Annotated in this window: 13 protein-coding genes; 10 read left to right on the forward strand and 3 right to left on the reverse strand. The window is 40.3% G+C overall.

Features of this window, described 5'->3' with window-relative positions; all coding sequences use genetic code 11:
- Nucleotides 1–100: 100 nt before the first annotated feature.
- Nucleotides 101–991: a sulfide/dihydroorotate dehydrogenase-like FAD/NAD-binding protein gene (locus ACTQ1L_RS00850; protein ID WP_012742672.1), complete on the forward strand. Its 891-nt coding sequence runs from the start codon at nucleotides 101–103 to the stop codon at nucleotides 989–991.
- Nucleotides 991–2,382: an NADPH-dependent glutamate synthase gene (gene gltA, locus ACTQ1L_RS00855; RefSeq protein ID WP_321111739.1), complete on the forward strand. Its 1,392-nt coding sequence runs from the start codon at nucleotides 991–993 to the stop codon at nucleotides 2,380–2,382. Before ACTQ1L_RS00850 ends, gltA begins: the two co-directional genes overlap by 1 nt.
- A gap of 167 nt (nucleotides 2,383–2,549) precedes the next feature.
- Here gltA and ACTQ1L_RS00860 read toward each other — a convergent pair whose 3' ends face one another.
- Nucleotides 2,550–3,638, reverse strand: a complete 1,089-nt coding sequence (locus tag ACTQ1L_RS00860) for a pyridoxal phosphate-dependent aminotransferase (protein WP_441365098.1) — start codon at nucleotides 3,636–3,638, stop codon at nucleotides 2,550–2,552.
- A 333-nt stretch (nucleotides 3,639–3,971) separates the two neighbouring features.
- On the opposite strand from ACTQ1L_RS00860, the gene ACTQ1L_RS00865 reads away from it, so the two are divergent.
- The 6 genes from ACTQ1L_RS00865 (at nucleotide 3,972) to ACTQ1L_RS00890 (ending at nucleotide 14,152) form a co-directional block, all read left to right on the forward strand.
- Complete coding sequence (locus tag ACTQ1L_RS00865) at nucleotides 3,972–7,514, forward strand: DUF5717 family protein (RefSeq protein WP_441365099.1); 3,543 nt, start codon at nucleotides 3,972–3,974, stop codon at nucleotides 7,512–7,514.
- Nucleotides 7,515–7,530: 16 nt separating this feature from the next.
- The gene (locus ACTQ1L_RS00870) at nucleotides 7,531–8,769 is read left to right on the forward strand and encodes a DUF5716 family protein (RefSeq protein WP_441365100.1); all 1,239 of its coding nucleotides are present in this window, start codon (nucleotides 7,531–7,533) and stop codon (nucleotides 8,767–8,769) included.
- An 8-nt stretch (nucleotides 8,770–8,777) separates the two neighbouring features.
- On the forward strand, nucleotides 8,778–9,590 hold the full coding sequence (locus ACTQ1L_RS00875; protein ID WP_441365101.1) for a hypothetical protein: 813 nt from the start codon (nucleotides 8,778–8,780) through the stop codon (nucleotides 9,588–9,590).
- The gene (locus ACTQ1L_RS00880) at nucleotides 9,580–10,728 is read left to right on the forward strand and encodes a hypothetical protein (RefSeq protein ID WP_441365102.1); all 1,149 of its coding nucleotides are present in this window, start codon (nucleotides 9,580–9,582) and stop codon (nucleotides 10,726–10,728) included. The genes ACTQ1L_RS00875 and ACTQ1L_RS00880 overlap by 11 nt, the downstream gene beginning before the upstream one ends.
- A gap of 123 nt (nucleotides 10,729–10,851) precedes the next feature.
- Entirely contained in the window at nucleotides 10,852–12,306 is a 1,455-nt protein-coding gene (gene gltX, locus ACTQ1L_RS00885; RefSeq protein ID WP_441365103.1) for a glutamate--tRNA ligase, read from the forward strand.
- Nucleotides 12,307–12,319: 13 nt separating this feature from the next.
- Nucleotides 12,320–14,152 carry an ATP-dependent helicase gene (locus ACTQ1L_RS00890; RefSeq protein ID WP_441365104.1) on the forward strand — a complete coding sequence of 611 codons (1,833 nt, stop codon included), beginning with the start codon at nucleotides 12,320–12,322 and terminating at the stop codon, nucleotides 14,150–14,152.
- Here the strand turns inward: ACTQ1L_RS00890 and ACTQ1L_RS00895 are convergent.
- Nucleotides 14,149–14,460 carry a DUF1292 domain-containing protein gene (locus ACTQ1L_RS00895; protein WP_308655796.1) on the reverse strand — a complete coding sequence of 104 codons (312 nt, stop codon included), beginning with the start codon at nucleotides 14,458–14,460 and terminating at the stop codon, nucleotides 14,149–14,151. The genes ACTQ1L_RS00890 and ACTQ1L_RS00895 overlap by 4 nt on opposite strands.
- 151 nt (nucleotides 14,461–14,611) lie before the next feature.
- On the opposite strand from ACTQ1L_RS00895, the gene ACTQ1L_RS00900 reads away from it, so the two are divergent.
- Together ACTQ1L_RS00900 and ACTQ1L_RS00905 are read left to right on the forward strand one after the other, a co-directional pair.
- Nucleotides 14,612–16,480, forward strand: a complete 1,869-nt coding sequence (locus tag ACTQ1L_RS00900; protein WP_441365105.1) for an alpha-amylase family glycosyl hydrolase — start codon at nucleotides 14,612–14,614, stop codon at nucleotides 16,478–16,480.
- A 1-nt stretch (nucleotide 16,481) separates the two neighbouring features.
- Entirely contained in the window at nucleotides 16,482–17,081 is a 600-nt protein-coding gene (locus ACTQ1L_RS00905; RefSeq protein ID WP_321111749.1) for a DUF5662 family protein, read from the forward strand.
- Here the strand turns inward: ACTQ1L_RS00905 and ACTQ1L_RS00910 are convergent.
- Complete coding sequence (locus ACTQ1L_RS00910; protein WP_321111750.1) at nucleotides 17,049–17,945, reverse strand: RluA family pseudouridine synthase; 897 nt, start codon at nucleotides 17,943–17,945, stop codon at nucleotides 17,049–17,051. The two genes, ACTQ1L_RS00905 and ACTQ1L_RS00910, sit on opposite strands and share 33 nt — an antisense overlap.
- Between the last annotated feature and the right edge of the window lie 27 nt (nucleotides 17,946–17,972).

A 17,972-nucleotide genomic window follows, 5' to 3' on the forward strand; every position in this document is an offset into this window, starting at 1 on the left:
TTGAAAAATTATATCATTTCATTTAAAATTAAAAAAGTATGAAATAATTGAGTATCAGATTACATATGTAATGGGATAAGATTTAACTAGGAGGAAGACTATGTATCCAATAGTTCGAAAAGAAAAATTGGCTGACAATATTATCCTTATGGATATAAAGGCACCACGAGTTGCAAAAGAGTGTCTGCCTGGTCAGTTTATCATCGCAAAGACAGATGAGGTAGGAGAGAGAATCCCACTTACCATCTGTGATTATGACAGGGAAAAAGAGACTGTTACTATCGTAGTACAGACTATCGGTGCAGGAACAGAGAGAATGATGGCTCTTAATGAGGGAGATTCATTAGAGGATTTCGTCGGACCCCTCGGCTGTCCATCAGAGCTTTGTCAGGAGGATAACCTCGAGGAGACAAAGAAAAAGCACATCGTATTTATCGCAGGAGGTCTTGGTACAGCTCCTGTATATCCACAGGTTAAGTGGCTTAAAGAGCATGGTGTGGATGCTGATGTCATCATGGGCTTTAGAAATAAGGATATCCTTTTCTTTGAGGATGAGATGAAAGCTGTTGCAAAGAATCTCTATGTTTGTACAGATGATGGCTCATACGGCTTCCACGGTAACGGCAGCCAGCAGCTTCAGGCACTTGTTGATGCCGGCAATACATATGACTGCTGTGTAGCTATCGGACCTATGATTATGATGAAATTTACATGTCTGCTCACAAAGAAGCTTGAGATTCCTACAATTGTTTCAATGAACCCAATCATGGTTGATGGAACAGGTATGTGTGGTGCATGCCGTCTGATCGTGGATGGAAAGGTTAAGTTCGCATGTGTTGACGGACCTGAGTTCGACGGACATCTTGTTGATTTCGATCAGGCTATGAAGAGACAGCAGCAATATAAGACAGAGGAAGGCAGAGCTAAGCTTGCCTATGAAGAGGGCGCAACACATCACGGTGGCTGCGGAAACTGCGGAGGTGACAAATAATGGAAGTCGATGTATTAAAGAGAGTACCTGTCAGAGAGCAGGATCCAAAGGTTCGTGCCACAAACTTTGAAGAGGTTTGCTACGGCTACAATAAAGAAGAGGCAATGGCAGAGGCAAGCAGATGCTTAAACTGTAAAAATGCACAGTGTATGAAGGGTTGCCCTGTTTCTATCAATATTCCTGCATTTGTTGAGCAGGTTAAAAATGGTGATTTCACAAAGGCTTATGAGATTATCTCAGAGTCATCAGCACTTCCTGCTGTATGTGGACGTGTATGCCCACAGGAGAGCCAGTGTGAGGGCAAGTGTATCAGAGGCTTCAAGGGCGATCCTGTCTCAATCGGAAAGCTCGAGAGATTTGTTGCTGATACAGCCAGAGAAAATGGCATCAAGCCAAAGACAGCCGCAGAGAAAAACGGCAAAAAGGTTGCTGTTATCGGTTCAGGTCCTGCAGGACTTACATGTGCCGGAGACCTTGCAAAGCTTGGCTATGATGTAACTATTTTTGAGGCACTTCACGCTGCCGGCGGAGTATTAAGCTACGGAATACCGGAGTTTCGTCTTCCAAAGGACAAGGTTGTTGCGGCAGAAGTAGAGAATGTCAAGGCACTTGGTGTTAAAATCGAGACAAATGTAGTTATCGGAAAGTCAGTTAAGATTGACGAACTTATGGAGGAAGAAGGCTTTGAGGCTGTATTTATCGGTTCTGGAGCAGGACTTCCAAGATTTATGGGAATCCCTGGAGAGCAGGCCAACGGTGTATTTTCTGCTAATGAGTTCCTTACAAGAAATAACCTCATGAAAGCTTTTAAAGAGGGTTATGAGACTCCTATCTCAAAGGGCAAAAAGGTTGTAGTTGTAGGTGGTGGAAACGTAGCCATGGACGCAGCCAGAACAGCTCTTCGTCTCGGTGCAGAGACACACATTGTATACAGACGTAGTGAGGCAGAGCTTCCTGCACGTAAGGAGGAAGTACATCATGCTAAGGAAGAGGGAGTTATCTTTGATCTTCTTGAGAACCCTACAGAGATTCTTGTTGATGAGAATGGCTGGGTTAAGGGTGTTAAGCTTATCAAGATGGAGCTTGGAGAGCCTGATGCATCAGGACGTAGAAGTCCTGTTGAGATTGCCGGATCTGAGTATGAGATGGAGTGCGATACAGTGATCATGTCACTTGGTACATCTCCAAATCCACTTATTTCTTCTACAACAGTCGGTCTTGATACAAACAAGAGAAAATGTATCGTAGCTACTGAGGATACAGGTGCAACCTCAAAAGAGGGTGTATTCGCAGGTGGAGATGCCGTAACAGGTGCTGCAACGGTTATTCTTGCCATGGGGGCAGGAAAAGCAGCAGCAAAGGGTATTGACGAGTTCTTATCTGCAAAATAATATAGAGCTTAAAGCATATTCTATGTTTTACTTTATAAAAAAAGCTTCCGGCTGGATTAAATCCTTTCGGAAGCTTTTTGGTTATACGTTTAGAGGATACTTTAGCCACCTGTTTATAAAATTTATATACTAAGTTATATGTTATGTTTATATAAAGGCATTTAGCATCATTGTGTAAGACAATTAATAAGCCTTGTATTATCCTCTGGCTTCATTATACAAAATCGTATGAACCGCTCCTTGAGTCCGGGAAATGTAGAGCAGTCCCTTATCATCATGCCCTGCCTTATGGCACGCTCAAAGAGCATATGTGCATCCACACCTTCATCAAGTATCTTAAGCAGATAGAAATTGCTATAGGATGGATAAAGCTTGAATTTATGTGATTCCTCTATCAGCTGTTTGCACCTGTTTTTCTCTGAAAGTATCATGCTTCTTGTTTTGTCTATATATTCCTCATCCAAAAACATGGTTTCACCTGCGACAACGGCGAGTGAGTTAATCATCCACGGATTTTTGTTTGTGTTTATGTCTGTAAGAATTTGTGAATTTGATGTGATGGCATAGCCCAGGCGAAGCCCCGGAGTGGCAAAAAACTTGGATGTGCCGCGCAGTATAATCACATTGTCAAACAAGGCCGTCAGAGGGATTGCTGAAAGCTCATCCACATCCGGCACAAACTCTATATATGTCTCGTCTATCATCACGTAAGTATTTGTCTCTTTACAGTGGGTTAAAATCGTTTTGAGCTTATCCGGTGTGATAAGGCTGCCGGTCGGATTGTTGGGATTACAGATGATGACAAGGTCGGTATCAGCTGTGATTGCAGAGATGAATTCATCCGGATTAATCTTAAAATCATCCTTTTCCTTAAGAAAATAGTATGAGATATCACTGCCGTTTATCCTTAAATCTCGCTCGTACTCAGAGTAAGTCGGACCAAGCAGAAGTGTCTTTTTAGGGGCTGTAATCTGAATGAAAAGTGAGATGAGCTCCGTGCATCCATTTCCGACTGTTATGTGATTGTAATCGCACTTGCAGTAGCTGCCGATAGCCTTTCTGAGAGAAGTATACTCCCTGTCAGGGTATTTTGTGATTGCATCAATGCGCTCAGACAGCGCCGTCTTTAGTTTACCGGATTCACCGAGTGGGTTGACATTTGCTGCAAAGCTCACAATATTTTCTTTCTTTATACCGTATATTTTTTCTATTTTTTCAAGGTCACTGCCGTGAAAATGCTCCTTTTGTTCTATCATTAGCTGTAATTTCCTTTCTGTTTTGCATTGCAACAGCATAGCAAATCGTATATAATTTACATTATATGATTAAAGGGTCAAAAGGTATCATCGATGCATGCTTGCATGCAATTCGATGTATATCTTAGTGACCCGCACTACACCGAGAAAGTAGCAATTTGCTGCGTGGACGCAGGAAATTAGCGGATTTCGAGGTGTAGTCAGATTACGGGAATGCGTAGCATGTAGTAATCTGATTAATCATAAATGAGGGGCAAAATACCTTTTGACCCTCATATCATTATATAATAAGTGTATAAAAAATCAACATTTAACGTAAACGGGGTAACAATTGTGCGAGCACGTATAGGGCAGATAGCTGCCGGCAGATTTAATGGCACGAAACCGATTTTGGCGTTTTCAGAGGAGACAATAGACCTTTCGGTCATTGAGGGAAGAAGCGAAGCGGGAAGCTTTGTAATAGAAAGTACGAATCAGATAAAAATCCGTGGTATAGTTTATTCGACTAATCCGAGGATGGAATGTCTGAATCCGCATTTCGAGGGCGAGAAAGTCAGGATTCGTTATCAATTTAACAGTAAGGGTCTCGTAGAGGGCGATGCCTGCGAGGGCAGCTTTGTGATTGTATGTAATCAGATTGAGTACAGTCTTTCTTTTTGCGCAAGAATCACAAAACTTTATGCAGAAACCTCTGTGGGAGTAATTAAAAATCTTGATGATTTTACAAAGCTTGCCCAAAATAACTGGACAGAGGCATATCATCTTTTCTATAACAGAAATTTTCTTAATATTATATCGGAAGATATGGTTGTTGAGAACATGATTTATCGTGGGATTATGGCTGCTAAGCCGTCTTCACGTAATATGGAAGAGTTTTTGGTCGGCGTTCATAAGAAAAAGCCGGTCTCAATAAAGGTTGACAAAACAAAGGAGGAGTTTGAGGCTTCAGCTGAAAATCAAAGTGGCAGCTTTGAGATTACGCGCATGAACTGGGGATATGCGGAGATTCATGTCCGTACTGACTGTGAGTTTATTAAGCTGTCTAGACAGGCATTGACCTTTGATGATTTTATTGGAAAAACCTATGTCTATAGTTATATAATTGATAATGAGCGTATGCACGCAGGCAATAATTTTGGACGCATTTTTATTGAGTGTGTACATCAGACATTTACAATTGAGGTTGCAGCGCATGCAAATGAAAATAAAAGCAAAAATAAAAGCATAAGAAATGATATTAAAAAGAGCGTGGTTGGCGTTACACAACTGTACCAAAGCTACAGATTAAAGAGAATTGTCACCGGCTTGTGGGCAAATGAGACAATAGGTGAGCTTAAGCATCTTCATGCGCTTTGTCCAAAGGAACCTCTTTATGAATTGATGAAGGCACAGGCGTATATTATAAACCGTCAGCGCCAGGAGGCAGAATGGATTCTTAATGATTTTAAGAGAGAATTTAGTGATAAAAAAGCTCCTGTATGGGGATATTATCTGTACTTAAAGACTCTGCTGGAGCGGGAACCGTCATATGTTGACAGGATGACGCATGAGATTGAGCTTATTTTCTATGAAAATCCTGATAGCAGTCTTCTTTTCTGGGTTCTTCTGTTTTTGAGAGAGCAGTATTTTGATAATGATGCAGGTAAGCTAAAGGACATAAGATATTGGATACTGAATGGGTGCTCATCACCGTTTATGTATGTAGAGGCATATTATCTGATGTGGAAGGATCCGTATCTGTTAAAGGAGCTTGGCACATTTGAGCTTCGGATTTTAGGATGGGCAGTAAAGAACAAGGCATTAAGTAAAGAACTTGCAGAGCAGATATTCGAGGTGGTGGAGCTCTCATCGGGTTTTGAAAAAAAAGTGTTTGATTTACTGACAGCAGCCTATGAAGTCTGTCCGTCTGATGAATACGTTGGTATTATATGCAGTTATTTAATTAAGGGACAGCAGAATGATGTCAGATATCATGAATGGTTTGAAAAGGCAATAGAGCTTAAGCTGAGAATAACAGGGTTATATGAGTCATTTCTTATCACAATGGAGGATAGACAGATTTCTTCGGTTCCTGATATTGTGCAGATGTATTTTCAGTACGATAATAATCTGCCATACCGTAAGCTTGCAGTGCTTTATAATAATATAATTGCAGCCAAAACAAAAAAACCGGAAATATATCATAAATATCGCAGTACAATGACACGCTTTGCAATGGAACAGGCAAAACAGTCACATATGGATGATAATCTTGCAGTGCTTTATGATGATATGCTTGAGCTTGGCTTTATCAATGATGAGTTAGCTGTTTCTTTATCATATATTATATTTTCATATAAGCTGATAGTGTTTGACAGACATATCGTAAGAGCTGTTATTTACCAGAGTCAGATGGAGAATCCGCAGATAGTGCCGGTTATAGACCAGACAGCATATTTTCAGTTGTTTTCAGACCGGTATGTCATCTTGTTTGAGGATGAAAAGGGGTACCGGTATGTGGACAGCATCTCATATCGTATGCAAAGACTTATGAATCCGGAAAAGTATCTAAATAAGTGTCTTGAGCATGCACCAAACGAGCTTCCATATATAGCATTTCACCTCAGAAATGTTACGGATTATTCAGGACTTAAGGAAAGTGACAGTATATATTTTAAACAGTTAATTTGCAATAAAGAATTTTCTGACGCCTACAGGGATAAAATGATTGCTGCGATTCTTAAATATTATCGTATTCATGATAAAGCGAAAGATATAAAGCAGCTTCTGCAGAGCATTGATTGCGAGCTTTTGTCTGCTGCAACGAGAAGATATATGATTGAAATGCTTGTTGAAAACCATATGTTTGAAAAAGCATATGATATTGTGCAGGATTATGGAATCGACCAGATGTCTGCAGTCTCAAAGGTTACGCTTTGCGAGAATGCGCTTGCTGCAAGCCAGGAGGAAGACGAGTTTATGCTCAGTCTTTCGGCATCGGCATTTATGACAGGAAAATATAATGATACGATGCTTAAATATCTTTGCGATAACTATTCCGGTCCTACGGATATGATGATAGATTTGTGGAATGCGGCAAAACGGTTTTCTGTATCATCAGTCAGGCTTGATGAAAGGATTATTGAGCAGGCTGTATATACAGACAGGGATTTGACCGGAATATCCGAAATATTTATGTCGTATTATGACAAGGGTGGAAATGATATGCTTGTGCTGGCGTATATTTCAGTGCTGGCAAATAACTATATGATTTCAAATATTTCAGATTGTGATTTTATTTTTGATATTATTGAAAACAGATATGAATGCAGACGCACTCTTAATGATGCGTGTAAGCTCGCACTTTTAAAGCATATGTCAGTAAAAAGTCAAATATCCTCCGTAGAATATGAGATAGAGGATGCTTTGCTTGACAACTATATTTGCCACAATATGTATTTTGATTTTTTTGCAAGGCTTGACTACAGATTGGTGCAGAAATATTATCTGTATGACAAAGTTTTTCTTCAATATATGGCTACTGAGGAGAATTGCCGTGTGGTACTGCATTACAGTCGCGATGAGGATGGGGATGATTTTACAGAGGAGGAGCTGCAGCCTGTTTATGGTGGAATTTATGTCAAAACCTTTGTCATGTTCTTTGGCGAGATGATCAGGTATTATATTACACAGGAGAGTGACGGAAGGGTATTGATTAAAGAGAGCAGCAGACTCATCTGCAACAACATATATGGTGGAGCTGACCACAGCAGATATAATCTTACAAATGAGATAATAATATCAAATACACTGCTTGATGATGAAACATTTTGCAATAATGTCAGTGAATACCGCAAAAAAGACAGCCTGACAAAGCAGATATTTACACTGATGTAAAGAGGAAAGGATACAGATGGAGAGAAAAAGCAATTCTTACTATATAGGCATTGATATCAATGATAAATATGCTATGGTAAGCTTTCTTCAATTTAATATGAAAGAGCCGGAGACGGCCAGCACAATTGCGGGTTCAATGGTGTATCAGATTCCTTTGGTGCTTGCCAGAAGAAAGAACATGGGAATGTGGTATTATGGTGATGAAGCCCGCAAAATGTCAAAAAATGCTGAGCTGGTATGCATTGATAATCTGCTAAAGAGAGCTATGTCTAAGGAAAAAATCGTTATTGAAGATGAAGTCTTTATGGCGGAGGACCTGCTTGCTTTATTTATTAAAAAGCTTATTGCTTTACCTTCCAAGATGGGTAATCCCTCAGTGTGTGACAGACTGGCCATATGTCTTAAGCAACTTACCAAAGAAAACGTGAAGCTGTTTGTCGGTCTGCTGCCAAAGCTGGGGCTTAATTCTAAGCAGCTTATGATTATAGACCATAAGGAGAGCTTTTATTATTATACCCTGAATCAGGAAAAATCTCTGTGGCTTCATGATGTTTTTCTTTTTGAAAAGGATAGGGATAATCTGAGCTGTATGGGTTTGAAGCGTGATACAAGGACAACACCGCAGGTGATTTCAATTGACGAGAGAGTGTATGATACAATTAAAGAGAACGACTGGGACAGCTATTTTACGGGAATTATAAAAGATACATTAAAAAACCATACTGTCTCAACGGTGTATCTGGTCGGAGATGGATTTTCACAGTCATGGATGAAGCAGTCGTTAACTATATTGTGCAGCGGACGCCGTGTTTTTATGGGAAACAACCTTTTTTCTAAGGGGGCCTGTTATGCTGCGCGTACAAGAGATAATGAAGACAGTTGGCCTTTTGTCTATATGGTTGAGAATGAGATGAAATTCAATTTGAGCCTTAAGGTAAAGGATAGAGGAAATCTTTCTTTTTACAATTTAATCAGTGCAGGGACAAACTGGTTTGAGGCTAAAGGAGAGTGTGAGGTTATTATTGGAGACTCATATGAGGTGGATTTCTGGAAGCAGCTTCCAAAAAGCAGGGAGGCAAAGATAGAGACGCTTGAGCTGACAGATATGCCTGTGAGACCTGACAGGGCTACGCGAATAAGAATTACAGCGACACCTGTGTCGGATGATAAGATTGATATTGAGATTAAAGACCTGGGCTTTGGAGAAATCTTCAGAAGCTCCGGTAAAGTGTGGCATTATGAAATGACTATGTAGGAGGGCATATGGGAGAGCTATTACTTTGCAATGGACCAATTGCAGCCATGCCCTTTTATCTGGAGGGTGTGTCGATAAATATATATTCGATAGAAGAGCTTGATTATTATATTATAAATAACGTATATCTGCTGGATAAAAGCTTCATGAATCAGGAGCTTTGTACGTGGATAGAAAATCAGGCAAACCTTAAAAAGCTTGCGGAGCATCTTAAAATGATTATATCAACCAATGGCCGTTTGTCAGCATTTGTCACTGAAATACTTGAATATTCAGGCTATTGCAGTGCCACGCAGATATCATCGGTTCACGATATATTAAGAGAGCTTGAGGGGAAAAGTTCATTTGAATGCGCTAAGCTTAGGGCAGACAGTCTTATGGAAGCGGGAAAGTATCAAAATTCCATTATTGAATATAGGAAGCTTTTGTCATCGGAGGAAGCCAAAACTGCTGATACAGCACTTTGCGGCAACGTATATAACAACATGGCCTGTGCATATGCAAGATTATTTCTGTTCGAAACAGCAGCGGTTTTTTTCAGAAAAGCTTATCAGTACAACAAAAACAGAAAATCGTTGTGGTCATGTCTTATTTCATACAAATGTATGGGTGATGATGATAAATTTAATGCGGTTGTAGAGGATTACCAGGTAGATGAATCGGAGCTTGTTAAATTAGAGGATGTGATAAAGGGATTTTATTCGGGCAGTGAGAGCTCATTGATAGATGCCAAAGCTGCAGAGATTAAAAATATGTCAGCTAGAGAAAAGGCAGACATTATTTTAAAATATAAAGAGGAATATCGTTCACATGTTATTTAAACATCGAAAAAAAACAAATCAGCAAGAGGAAAATACGCAAAAAATAATAAAACAGGAATCAGCAGAGTTTCAGGTGGTTGATGCCTGTGAACAGATGATAGATGCGGCAAGAGAATTCGAGGCCGCCAGGGAAGAGTATGCGCAGGTTACAAATTATCTTACGGATATAGAGCGTATGGAAAATATGAAGGACCCGGACAAAAAGCTCATGTGCGATGCCGCCGCAAGCATAGCACAGCTTGAAAGAAAAAGGTCGGAATTTCTAAAAACCGAAAACAAAATATCAGACAGCCAGTATGTGCAGATGCAGGAGCTTGAGGCTGAGATACCCAGGGCAATAAAAAGACTTGAAAAAAACGAGAGAAATCTTGATGCCATAAACAGGGATTTGAGATTCCTTGAGAGTGAAAAGATGGAGCTTGACATTGAAAAGGATGAGGCTGTGGCAGCGCAAAAGAAGGTTAGAATTTATGCCGTTTTTGTTATTGCGTTTTTTGTGACAGTTGTTGTACTTTGTATGACTCTTCGATTTCAGCTTGATGTTGATACAACAGTTTTTACATTTGTCGGCGCAATTATAGCTGCTTTTGCCGGAACATTCGTGTTTTATTCGTATCAGGAACAGCAGAGACAGATACGAAGCTGTAATGTAAACAAGAACAGGGCTATTGTACTCGAAAACAGGGTCAAGATTAAATATGTGAATGTGAAAAATACGATAGATTACACTTATGAGAAATATCACATAAAAAACTCAAAGGAACTGATATATATATATGAGCAGTATCTGCTTGCAGTAAAGGAAAAAGAGCGTTTCAGACAGACGAATGAGGAGTTGGAATATAACAGTAAAAAGCTGCTTCGGGTGCTTCAGACCAATGATTTTTATGATGCAAGAGTATGGCTTAATTATACAAATGCTATTGTAGATCACCGCGAGATGGTAGAGCTGAAGCATGAGCTTATAGGCAGAAGACAAAAGCTCAGAGGCCGCATGAAGTATAATATTGAAGCTGTTACCGGGCTTAGAAGGGAAATATTGTCACATAGAGAACAGGTTGGAGACAAGATTAATGAAATCAACCGGATTTTAAATAAAATTGCCGAGCTTAATATGGAACTTGAATATGAGGATTGATTAAATGTCCATATTGTTATATAATTTCAATTTGAAAAATGATTAAAACAGTAACTGTAAGATGATTTTATAAGAGGATTATTAATGGTTACAAAAAATATTAATATAGAGGAGCACATTTCAATGAGTAAGATTAGAACACGATTTGCACCAAGCCCTACAGGAAGAATGCATGTAGGAAATCTGAGAACTGCACTTTATGCATATCTGATTGCAAAGCATGAGGGAGGAGATTTCATTCTCCGTATAGAGGATACAGACCAGGTACGTCAGGTGGAGGGTGCTGTTGATATTATAAACAGGACACTCGAAGAGACAGGTCTTGTCCATGATGAGGGACCTGACAAGGATGGAGGATGTGGTCCATATGTGCAGAGTGAGCGTGTGGCACAGGGGATCTACATGAAGTATGCAAAGGAGCTTATTGACAAGGGAGAGGCATATTACTGCTTCTGCGACAAGGAGCGTCTTGACAGCCTTAGGACAACAGTTGCAGGCAAGGAAATCTCTATCTATGACAAGCACTGCTTACACCTGTCAAAGGAGGAGATTGAAGCAAATCTTGCGGCCGGCAAGCCATATGTTATCAGACAGAACAATCCTACAGAGGGCACAACCACATTTGAGGATGAGATTTACGGAGATATCACAGTGGATAATGCAGAGCTTGATGATATGATTCTTATCAAATCTGACGGATATCCTACATACAATTTTGCAAACGTAGTCGATGATCACCTGATGGGCATCACACATGTAGTCAGAGGAAACGAATATCTTTCATCATCACCTAAGTACAACAGACTTTATGAGGCATTTGGATGGGATGTGCCTGTATATGTACACTGTCCGCTTATTACAGATGAGGAGCATCATAAGCTTTCAAAGAGATGCGGTCACTCATCCTTTGAGGATTTACTGGATCAGGGCTTCCTTACAGAGGCCATTGTAAACTTTGTGGCGCTTCTTGGATGGAGCCCGGCAGACAATCAGGAGATTATGTCACTTCCTGAGCTTGTTGAGAAGTTTGACTATCATCATATGAGCAAATCACCTGCTGTATTTGACTTCACAAAGCTTAAATGGATGAATGGCGAGTACATAAAGAAGCTTGATTTTGACAAATTCTACGATATGGCACTGCCATACATTAAGGAGGTTGTCACAAAGGATTATGACCTTAAGAAGATAGCAAGGATGGTTCAGACACGTATTGAGATATTCCCTGATATCAAGGAACATATCGATTTCTTTGAAAAGCTGCCGGACTATGATATTGCCATGTATACTCACAAGAAGATGAAGACGAACCCAGAGACATCACTTGAGGTATTAAACGATGTGGTTCCTATTCTTGAAAGCTGTGATGATTTCTCAAATGATTCGCTCTTTGAGACTCTTAAGGCATATGCCACAGAAAAGGGGTATAAGATAGGCTATGTTATGTGGCCAATCCGTACAGCTGTTTCAGGCAAACAGATGACACCGGGCGGAGCTACAGAGCTTATGGAGGTGTTTGGCAAAGAGGAGTCTATAGCCAGAATAAAGAATGGTATAGAAAAGCTTTCTAATAACTAGATAAAGGTATCATATGGATTTTAATAAAGCCCAGCTTGGCGCCATCGAACATACTGATGGCGCTATGCTTGTTTTGGCGGGTCCGGGGTCTGGGAAAACCGCTGTTATCACACACAGAACAAAAAACTTAATAAAGAAACATCATGTAAATCCTTCGGAAATTCTTGTTATTACATTTACAAAGGCAGCCGCCGGCGAGATGAAGGAGCGTTTTAATGCGCTAATGGGTGATGAGAGGGTGAATGTGTCGTTTGGAACCTTTCATGCTGTCTTTTTTACCATACTCAAATATGCCTACAGGTTTACAAGTGCAAATATAGCTGATGAGATGACAAGATATAAATTTATCAGGGAAATAATGTCATATTATCGTTTGGAATACAAGGATGAAAATGAATTTATCGGCAATCTTTTAGCTGAAATAAGTATTATAAAAAACAGCCGTATAGATATTGAGAATTTCTATTCAAGCGTATGCGGAGAGGAGATATTCAGGGATATTTATAAAAAATATGAGAACAGATTAAGGGAAAGCAGGCTTATCGATTTTGACGATATGCTCTCATACACATATGAGCTGTTTACAAAGAGAAAAGACATCCTTGCGCTGTGGCAGAACAAATATAAGTACATACTCATAGATGAGTTTCAGGATATAAACCGTCTGCAGTATGAGATTATAAGGATGCTAGCGCTTCCACAGAATAATTTGTTTATAGTTGGCGATGATGACCAGTCCATATACAGGTTCAGGGGCTCAAAGCCGGAGATTATGCTCGGATTTGAGAAGGATTATCCGGACGCAAAGCGGATTCTTCTCGATACAAACTACAGATGTGGTAAATACATAGTTGATACATCCTTAAATCTGATTTCTCACAACAAGGAAAGATTTGAAAAGAAAATAATCGCAGCCAGCAAGTCGGATGTGCCTGTAGCCTTCGTGAATTTTGAGAACAGGAAAGATGAAAATCTGTTTTTGATACGTGATATAGATAAAAAAATGAAGGATGGAGCTGTTTTTAGTGATTTTGCGGTGCTTTTCAGGACAAATACGCAGCCCAGAGCACTTATAGAACAGCTTATGGGCTATAATATTCCGTTTAAAACAAGGGACAATATACCAAACATATATGAGCATTGGATTGCACGTGATATATTTACATATCAGAGGATATCAAAGGGAAGCAGAAAACGCAGTGATTTCCTGCAGATTATGAACAGACCAAAGCGCTATCTTTCCAGAGACAGTCTGTGTGAACCGGATGTGGCCTTTGATGAGTGGATTAAGCTGTTTGATGAAAAGCCATGGATAGCCGAACGTATTGAAAAACTCGAATATGATATGCAGCTCATGAGCCATATGAACCCATATGCCAGTATAAATTATATCAGAAAGGGCATAGGCTATGATGACTTTTTGACAGAATATGCACAGTATCGCAATATAAACAGGGATGATTTGTTTGATGTGATTGATGAAATTCAGGCCGGAGCGAAGGGATATGCAACCTTTGAGGAATGGTATGAGCATATACAGGAATATTCAGCAAGGTTAAAAATATTGGCGCAGAATAAGAGTACAAATCCTGACGCCGTGACACTTGCGACTCTTCACAGCTCTAAGGGACTTGAGTTTGAGAATGTGTATATTATTGATGCAAATGAGGGGATAATGCCATATAAGAAAGCAGTGCTTGAAAAGGATATCGAGGAGGAGCGCAGGCTGTTTTATGTGGGAATGACAAGAGCAAAGACAAATCTGTCAATATACTCTGTAAAGTCAGTCAATGATAAAACAGCCATGGCTTCCCGATTCATTGGTGAGTGTAAAGAAAAGAACTAGAGCTCGTCAAACAGCTCGTCATCCAAAAGCTCATCGAATCTGTCGGCTGCTGCATCGTATTCTTCATCGGATTCGATATTTTCAATTCTAGGGAGTCCCTCTTCATCCTCAAAATAGCGGTACAGATAAACATCGCCGTCCTCATTGTCACTGCCGTCCTCGTTTAATGGTAAAAGTGCTATGTAGTCCTGTTTATCAGCTTCAAAAATAGTGATAACCTTGCACTCTACGCTGCCGTTGTCCAGATCGAGTGTTACGCGGATATCGTCAGCCTCTTCAGGTGTTACAGGGGTTGCTTTTTCTGCCATATGATACCTCTTTCTTTTAAATGTATTATCAGTATTGTGCATTGGGCATAGAAGCTATAACCCAATAAATATATTATAACAAATAATTCTATACAAAAAAAGTCAAAACTAGTATAATTAGAGATATAAAAAATTGATTGGATGGTGCTGCATGAGATTCAGACTGACAGAGGGAAACTTTATAAGAATAGGTGCATACAAGGAAGGAAATACAGCAGTGTTTACCTTCGCTGCACAAAAAGAGGATGAGTGCAACATTGTCCTTACAGACATAGCTCAAAAGAAAAAATACAATATAGAGGTGCCGGCACAATATTCGCTCGGGTCACTTCGGTCGGTGAGGATTCATGACTTCGATTGTGAGAAATTTTCATATTATTACCTGATAAATGGTGTAAGACACATTGACCCATATGCAACCATAATATATGGAAGGGAAAAATGGAATGACTGTGACAGAGCTGAAAAGGATTATGAGATAGAGTGTGGCATCGACAAGACTGCCATTGACTGGAAAAAGGATATCCAGCCGGAGATAGGTCGTGACAGGATGAAGCTGTATAAGCTTCATGTGAGAGGCTTTTCGATGGATACATTCCAAAAGAACAAGCATGCCGGAACGTTTGAGGCGGTTTCAGACCGTATAAGGTACATCAAAAAAATGGGATTTACGTCATTGCTTCTTATGCCGGTCTATGAATTTGAGGAAATGACGGTTCCCATTAAGCACGTTGTACCTGATTATGTAAAGCCAAAATATTCTCAGATGCGGACAGAAACAGAGCCGGGGCATTTGGACAAAGCAGATGAAAAGGTCAATTTCTGGGGATACACAAGGGGAAATTATTTTGCTGTAAAGGCATCTTATGCAAATGAGCCGTCTGATGCCGCAAACGAGTTTGCAAGGCTCGTACAAAGGCTTCATAAAAACAACATGGAGTGTATCATGGAAATGTATTTTCCGGATAATACAGACTATAATCTTATACTAAGTGCGCTGCATTACTGGGTACAGCGATTTCATGTTGACGGCTTCAGGCTGCTCGGAAACAAGCTGCCTCTTACAGCTATTATCCAGGATGCAATGCTTAGCCGTACAAAAATACTTTACGACAGCTTTGACATGTCTGTGGTTCCGAAGGACAGAAGATATGAGAATCTCTATATCGACAGGGCAGAGTACCAGTTTCCGGCCAGAATGATGTTAAATCATATAAACTGTAATATGAATGAGCTTTTAAACCAGCAGCGCAAGCAGGGGGAAAATATTGGCTTTATCAATTATATAGCCGACAATAATGGCTTTACGCTTACGGATCTGTTTATGTATAATGACCGGCATAATGAGGCCAATGGCGAGAACAATACAGATGGAACGTCGTGGAATTTCAGCAATAATTATGGCTTTGAAGGTCCATCTAAGAAGAAATACGTAAGAGATATCAGAGGCATAAAGTGGAAGGATGCCATGCTTATGCTTTTTCTGGCGCAGGGGGTTCCTATGATTATGGCAGGGGATGAGATTTGCAATTCCCAGAGCGGAAACAATAACGCTTACTGTCAAGATAACTCTATAGGCTGGGTAAACTGGGCAAACGAAAGCAGCAGGAGAGAGAATGTGCGGTTTTTGACGAGACTTATCCGTTTCAGGAATGAGCATCCTGTGATTTCGTCGGCAAAGCCATACAAATTTTGCGATTATAAGGCGGTGGGATATCCTGACATCTCTTATCACGGTAAGAATGCATGGATAGGCGAGTGCGACCCGACAATGCTGTGTGTGGGGGTTATGTATTGCGGTGATTATAGCGATGAGGACAGAGATTATATTTATGTTGCATATAATTTTTATTCATCAAGAGAGAAGCTCGCGCTTCCTAAGCTTAAGAAAGGAATGAAATGGTATGCGGTGTGCGACAGCAGCCTTAAGACTCCGTTTTATGAGAATGAGACTGTGTGTGAAAATCAGCAGTATGCGGATGTGAGTCCGCAGTCAATATGCATACTTTTGGGAAAATAATATGAATGCAATCAGGCATTTTATGACAATTACACATCATAAGCTTCTGGTTATGGCAGGCTGTTTTCGGATTGGCCTTTATAAGCAGGGACTGCTACATGACCTGTCGAAATACACTCCGACAGAGTTTCTGGTGGGCTGCAGATATTATAAGGGCTATATGAGCCCCAATAATGCGGAAAGAGCTGATAAGGGGTATTCGGCGGCATGGCTGCATCATAAAGGGCGCAATAAGCATCATCTGGAGTATTGGATTGATTATGCGGTTCCAAAGCCTGGTGAGGACATCCATACACCAATGGAGGGGATGAAAATGCCCATAAAGTACGTCTGTGAGATGTTTATAGACAGAGTAAGTGCCTCCAAAAACTATCAGAAAGAAAAATATACTGACAGCAGTGCACTTATATATTATCAGAAAAGTGTAGCACACTATATGATTCATGAGGATACTAAAGCACTTCTTGAGTATCTGTTAGTTATGCTCTCGGTTAAGGGCGAAGACTATACATATTCATATATTAAAAATGAAGTGCTTAAGGGAAAGGTGCCCTACGAAAAGAAATCCCTAAACAAGCTTGAAGAGAGACTTCATGTCTGATGGAATATCGGATATGAGGTCTATTTTTTTGCCTGTGACAGGATGTATAAATTCAAGCCGTCCGGAATGCAGAGCCTGCCTGTCCATGTACGTATAATCAGGGTTATATAAAAAATCACCTATAAGCGGAAAACCGATGTATTTCATATGTACACGTATCTGATGAGTTCGCCCGGTCAAAAGCTTAAGCTTCACGAGGGAGAGATTTTTATCAGGATTGTACTTAAGCCTTGTATAGTCAGTGATGGCATATTCACCCTTGTCAAAGTCTACACACCGCTCTATGGCTGAGTCTGATTTCCTTGCGATTGGAGCATCAATGCGTCCACAGTCAGGGGTACAGCCGCTGCAGACGGCATAATAGGTTCTGTGGATATCACGCCTTGCGACGGCTTTGCCCAAAATCCCGCTTGCGAGGGCGTGCTTTGCAACTATAGTCAGTCCTGTCGTGTCGCGGTCGAGCCGGTTTATACACCTGAACACAAATGATGCCCCCTGACTGTTAAAATAATACATAAGGGCATTGGCAAGAGAATTGTCATGATTGCCCATTGAGGGGTGCACCGGCATGCCGGCAGGCTTATTTATCACGATGAAATCGTCGTCCTCATAGGCTATGTCGAGCGGGATTTTTATTGGCAGGATATTGTCTGAATTGCAGTTTTCGACAATATGAACACTTATTTTGTCGCCGGCAGATATTTTTTCGTTTGTGTAAGCCCAGATACCGTTTCTTGTGATACCGTTATTTGTTTTTTTTAGATTTACAAGCACCTGATGTGTGAAACCATGTTCCTTAAGGAAGGCTTCTACCGTTTTTTCGTTGTCGTTACGGGTCGTTTTAAAGTCAATTATTCTTTCCATGGCAAAGATTATATCACAAATTAATTA

Source organism: Agathobacter sp. LCP21S3_B2 (assembly GCF_052118705.1).
Lineage (GTDB): Bacteria > Bacillota > Clostridia > Lachnospirales > Lachnospiraceae > Roseburia.

What these genes read in the sequence shown, in the direction of transcription:
- ACTQ1L_RS00850 (WP_012742672.1), top strand. Translation starts at nt 101, where the DNA reads ATGTATCCAATAGTTCGAAAAGAAAAATTGGCTGACAATATTATCCTT.
- gltA (WP_321111739.1), top strand. Translation starts at nt 991, where the DNA reads ATGGAAGTCGATGTATTAAAGAGAGTACCTGTCAGAGAGCAGGATCCA.
- ACTQ1L_RS00860 (WP_441365098.1), bottom strand. Translation starts at nt 3,638, where the DNA reads ATGATAGAACAAAAGGAGCATTTTCACGGCAGTGACCTTGAAAAAATA.
- ACTQ1L_RS00870 (WP_441365100.1), top strand. Translation starts at nt 7,531, where the DNA reads ATGGAGAGAAAAAGCAATTCTTACTATATAGGCATTGATATCAATGAT.
- ACTQ1L_RS00875 (WP_441365101.1), top strand. Translation starts at nt 8,778, where the DNA reads ATGGGAGAGCTATTACTTTGCAATGGACCAATTGCAGCCATGCCCTTT.
- ACTQ1L_RS00880 (WP_441365102.1), top strand. Translation starts at nt 9,580, where the DNA reads ATGTTATTTAAACATCGAAAAAAAACAAATCAGCAAGAGGAAAATACG.
- gltX (WP_441365103.1), top strand. Translation starts at nt 10,852, where the DNA reads ATGAGTAAGATTAGAACACGATTTGCACCAAGCCCTACAGGAAGAATG.
- ACTQ1L_RS00890 (WP_441365104.1), top strand. Translation starts at nt 12,320, where the DNA reads ATGGATTTTAATAAAGCCCAGCTTGGCGCCATCGAACATACTGATGGC.
- ACTQ1L_RS00895 (WP_308655796.1), bottom strand. Translation starts at nt 14,460, where the DNA reads ATGGCAGAAAAAGCAACCCCTGTAACACCTGAAGAGGCTGACGATATC.
- ACTQ1L_RS00900 (WP_441365105.1), top strand. Translation starts at nt 14,612, where the DNA reads ATGAGATTCAGACTGACAGAGGGAAACTTTATAAGAATAGGTGCATAC.
- ACTQ1L_RS00905 (WP_321111749.1), top strand. Translation starts at nt 16,482, where the DNA reads ATGAATGCAATCAGGCATTTTATGACAATTACACATCATAAGCTTCTG.
- ACTQ1L_RS00910 (WP_321111750.1), bottom strand. Translation starts at nt 17,945, where the DNA reads ATGGAAAGAATAATTGACTTTAAAACGACCCGTAACGACAACGAAAAA.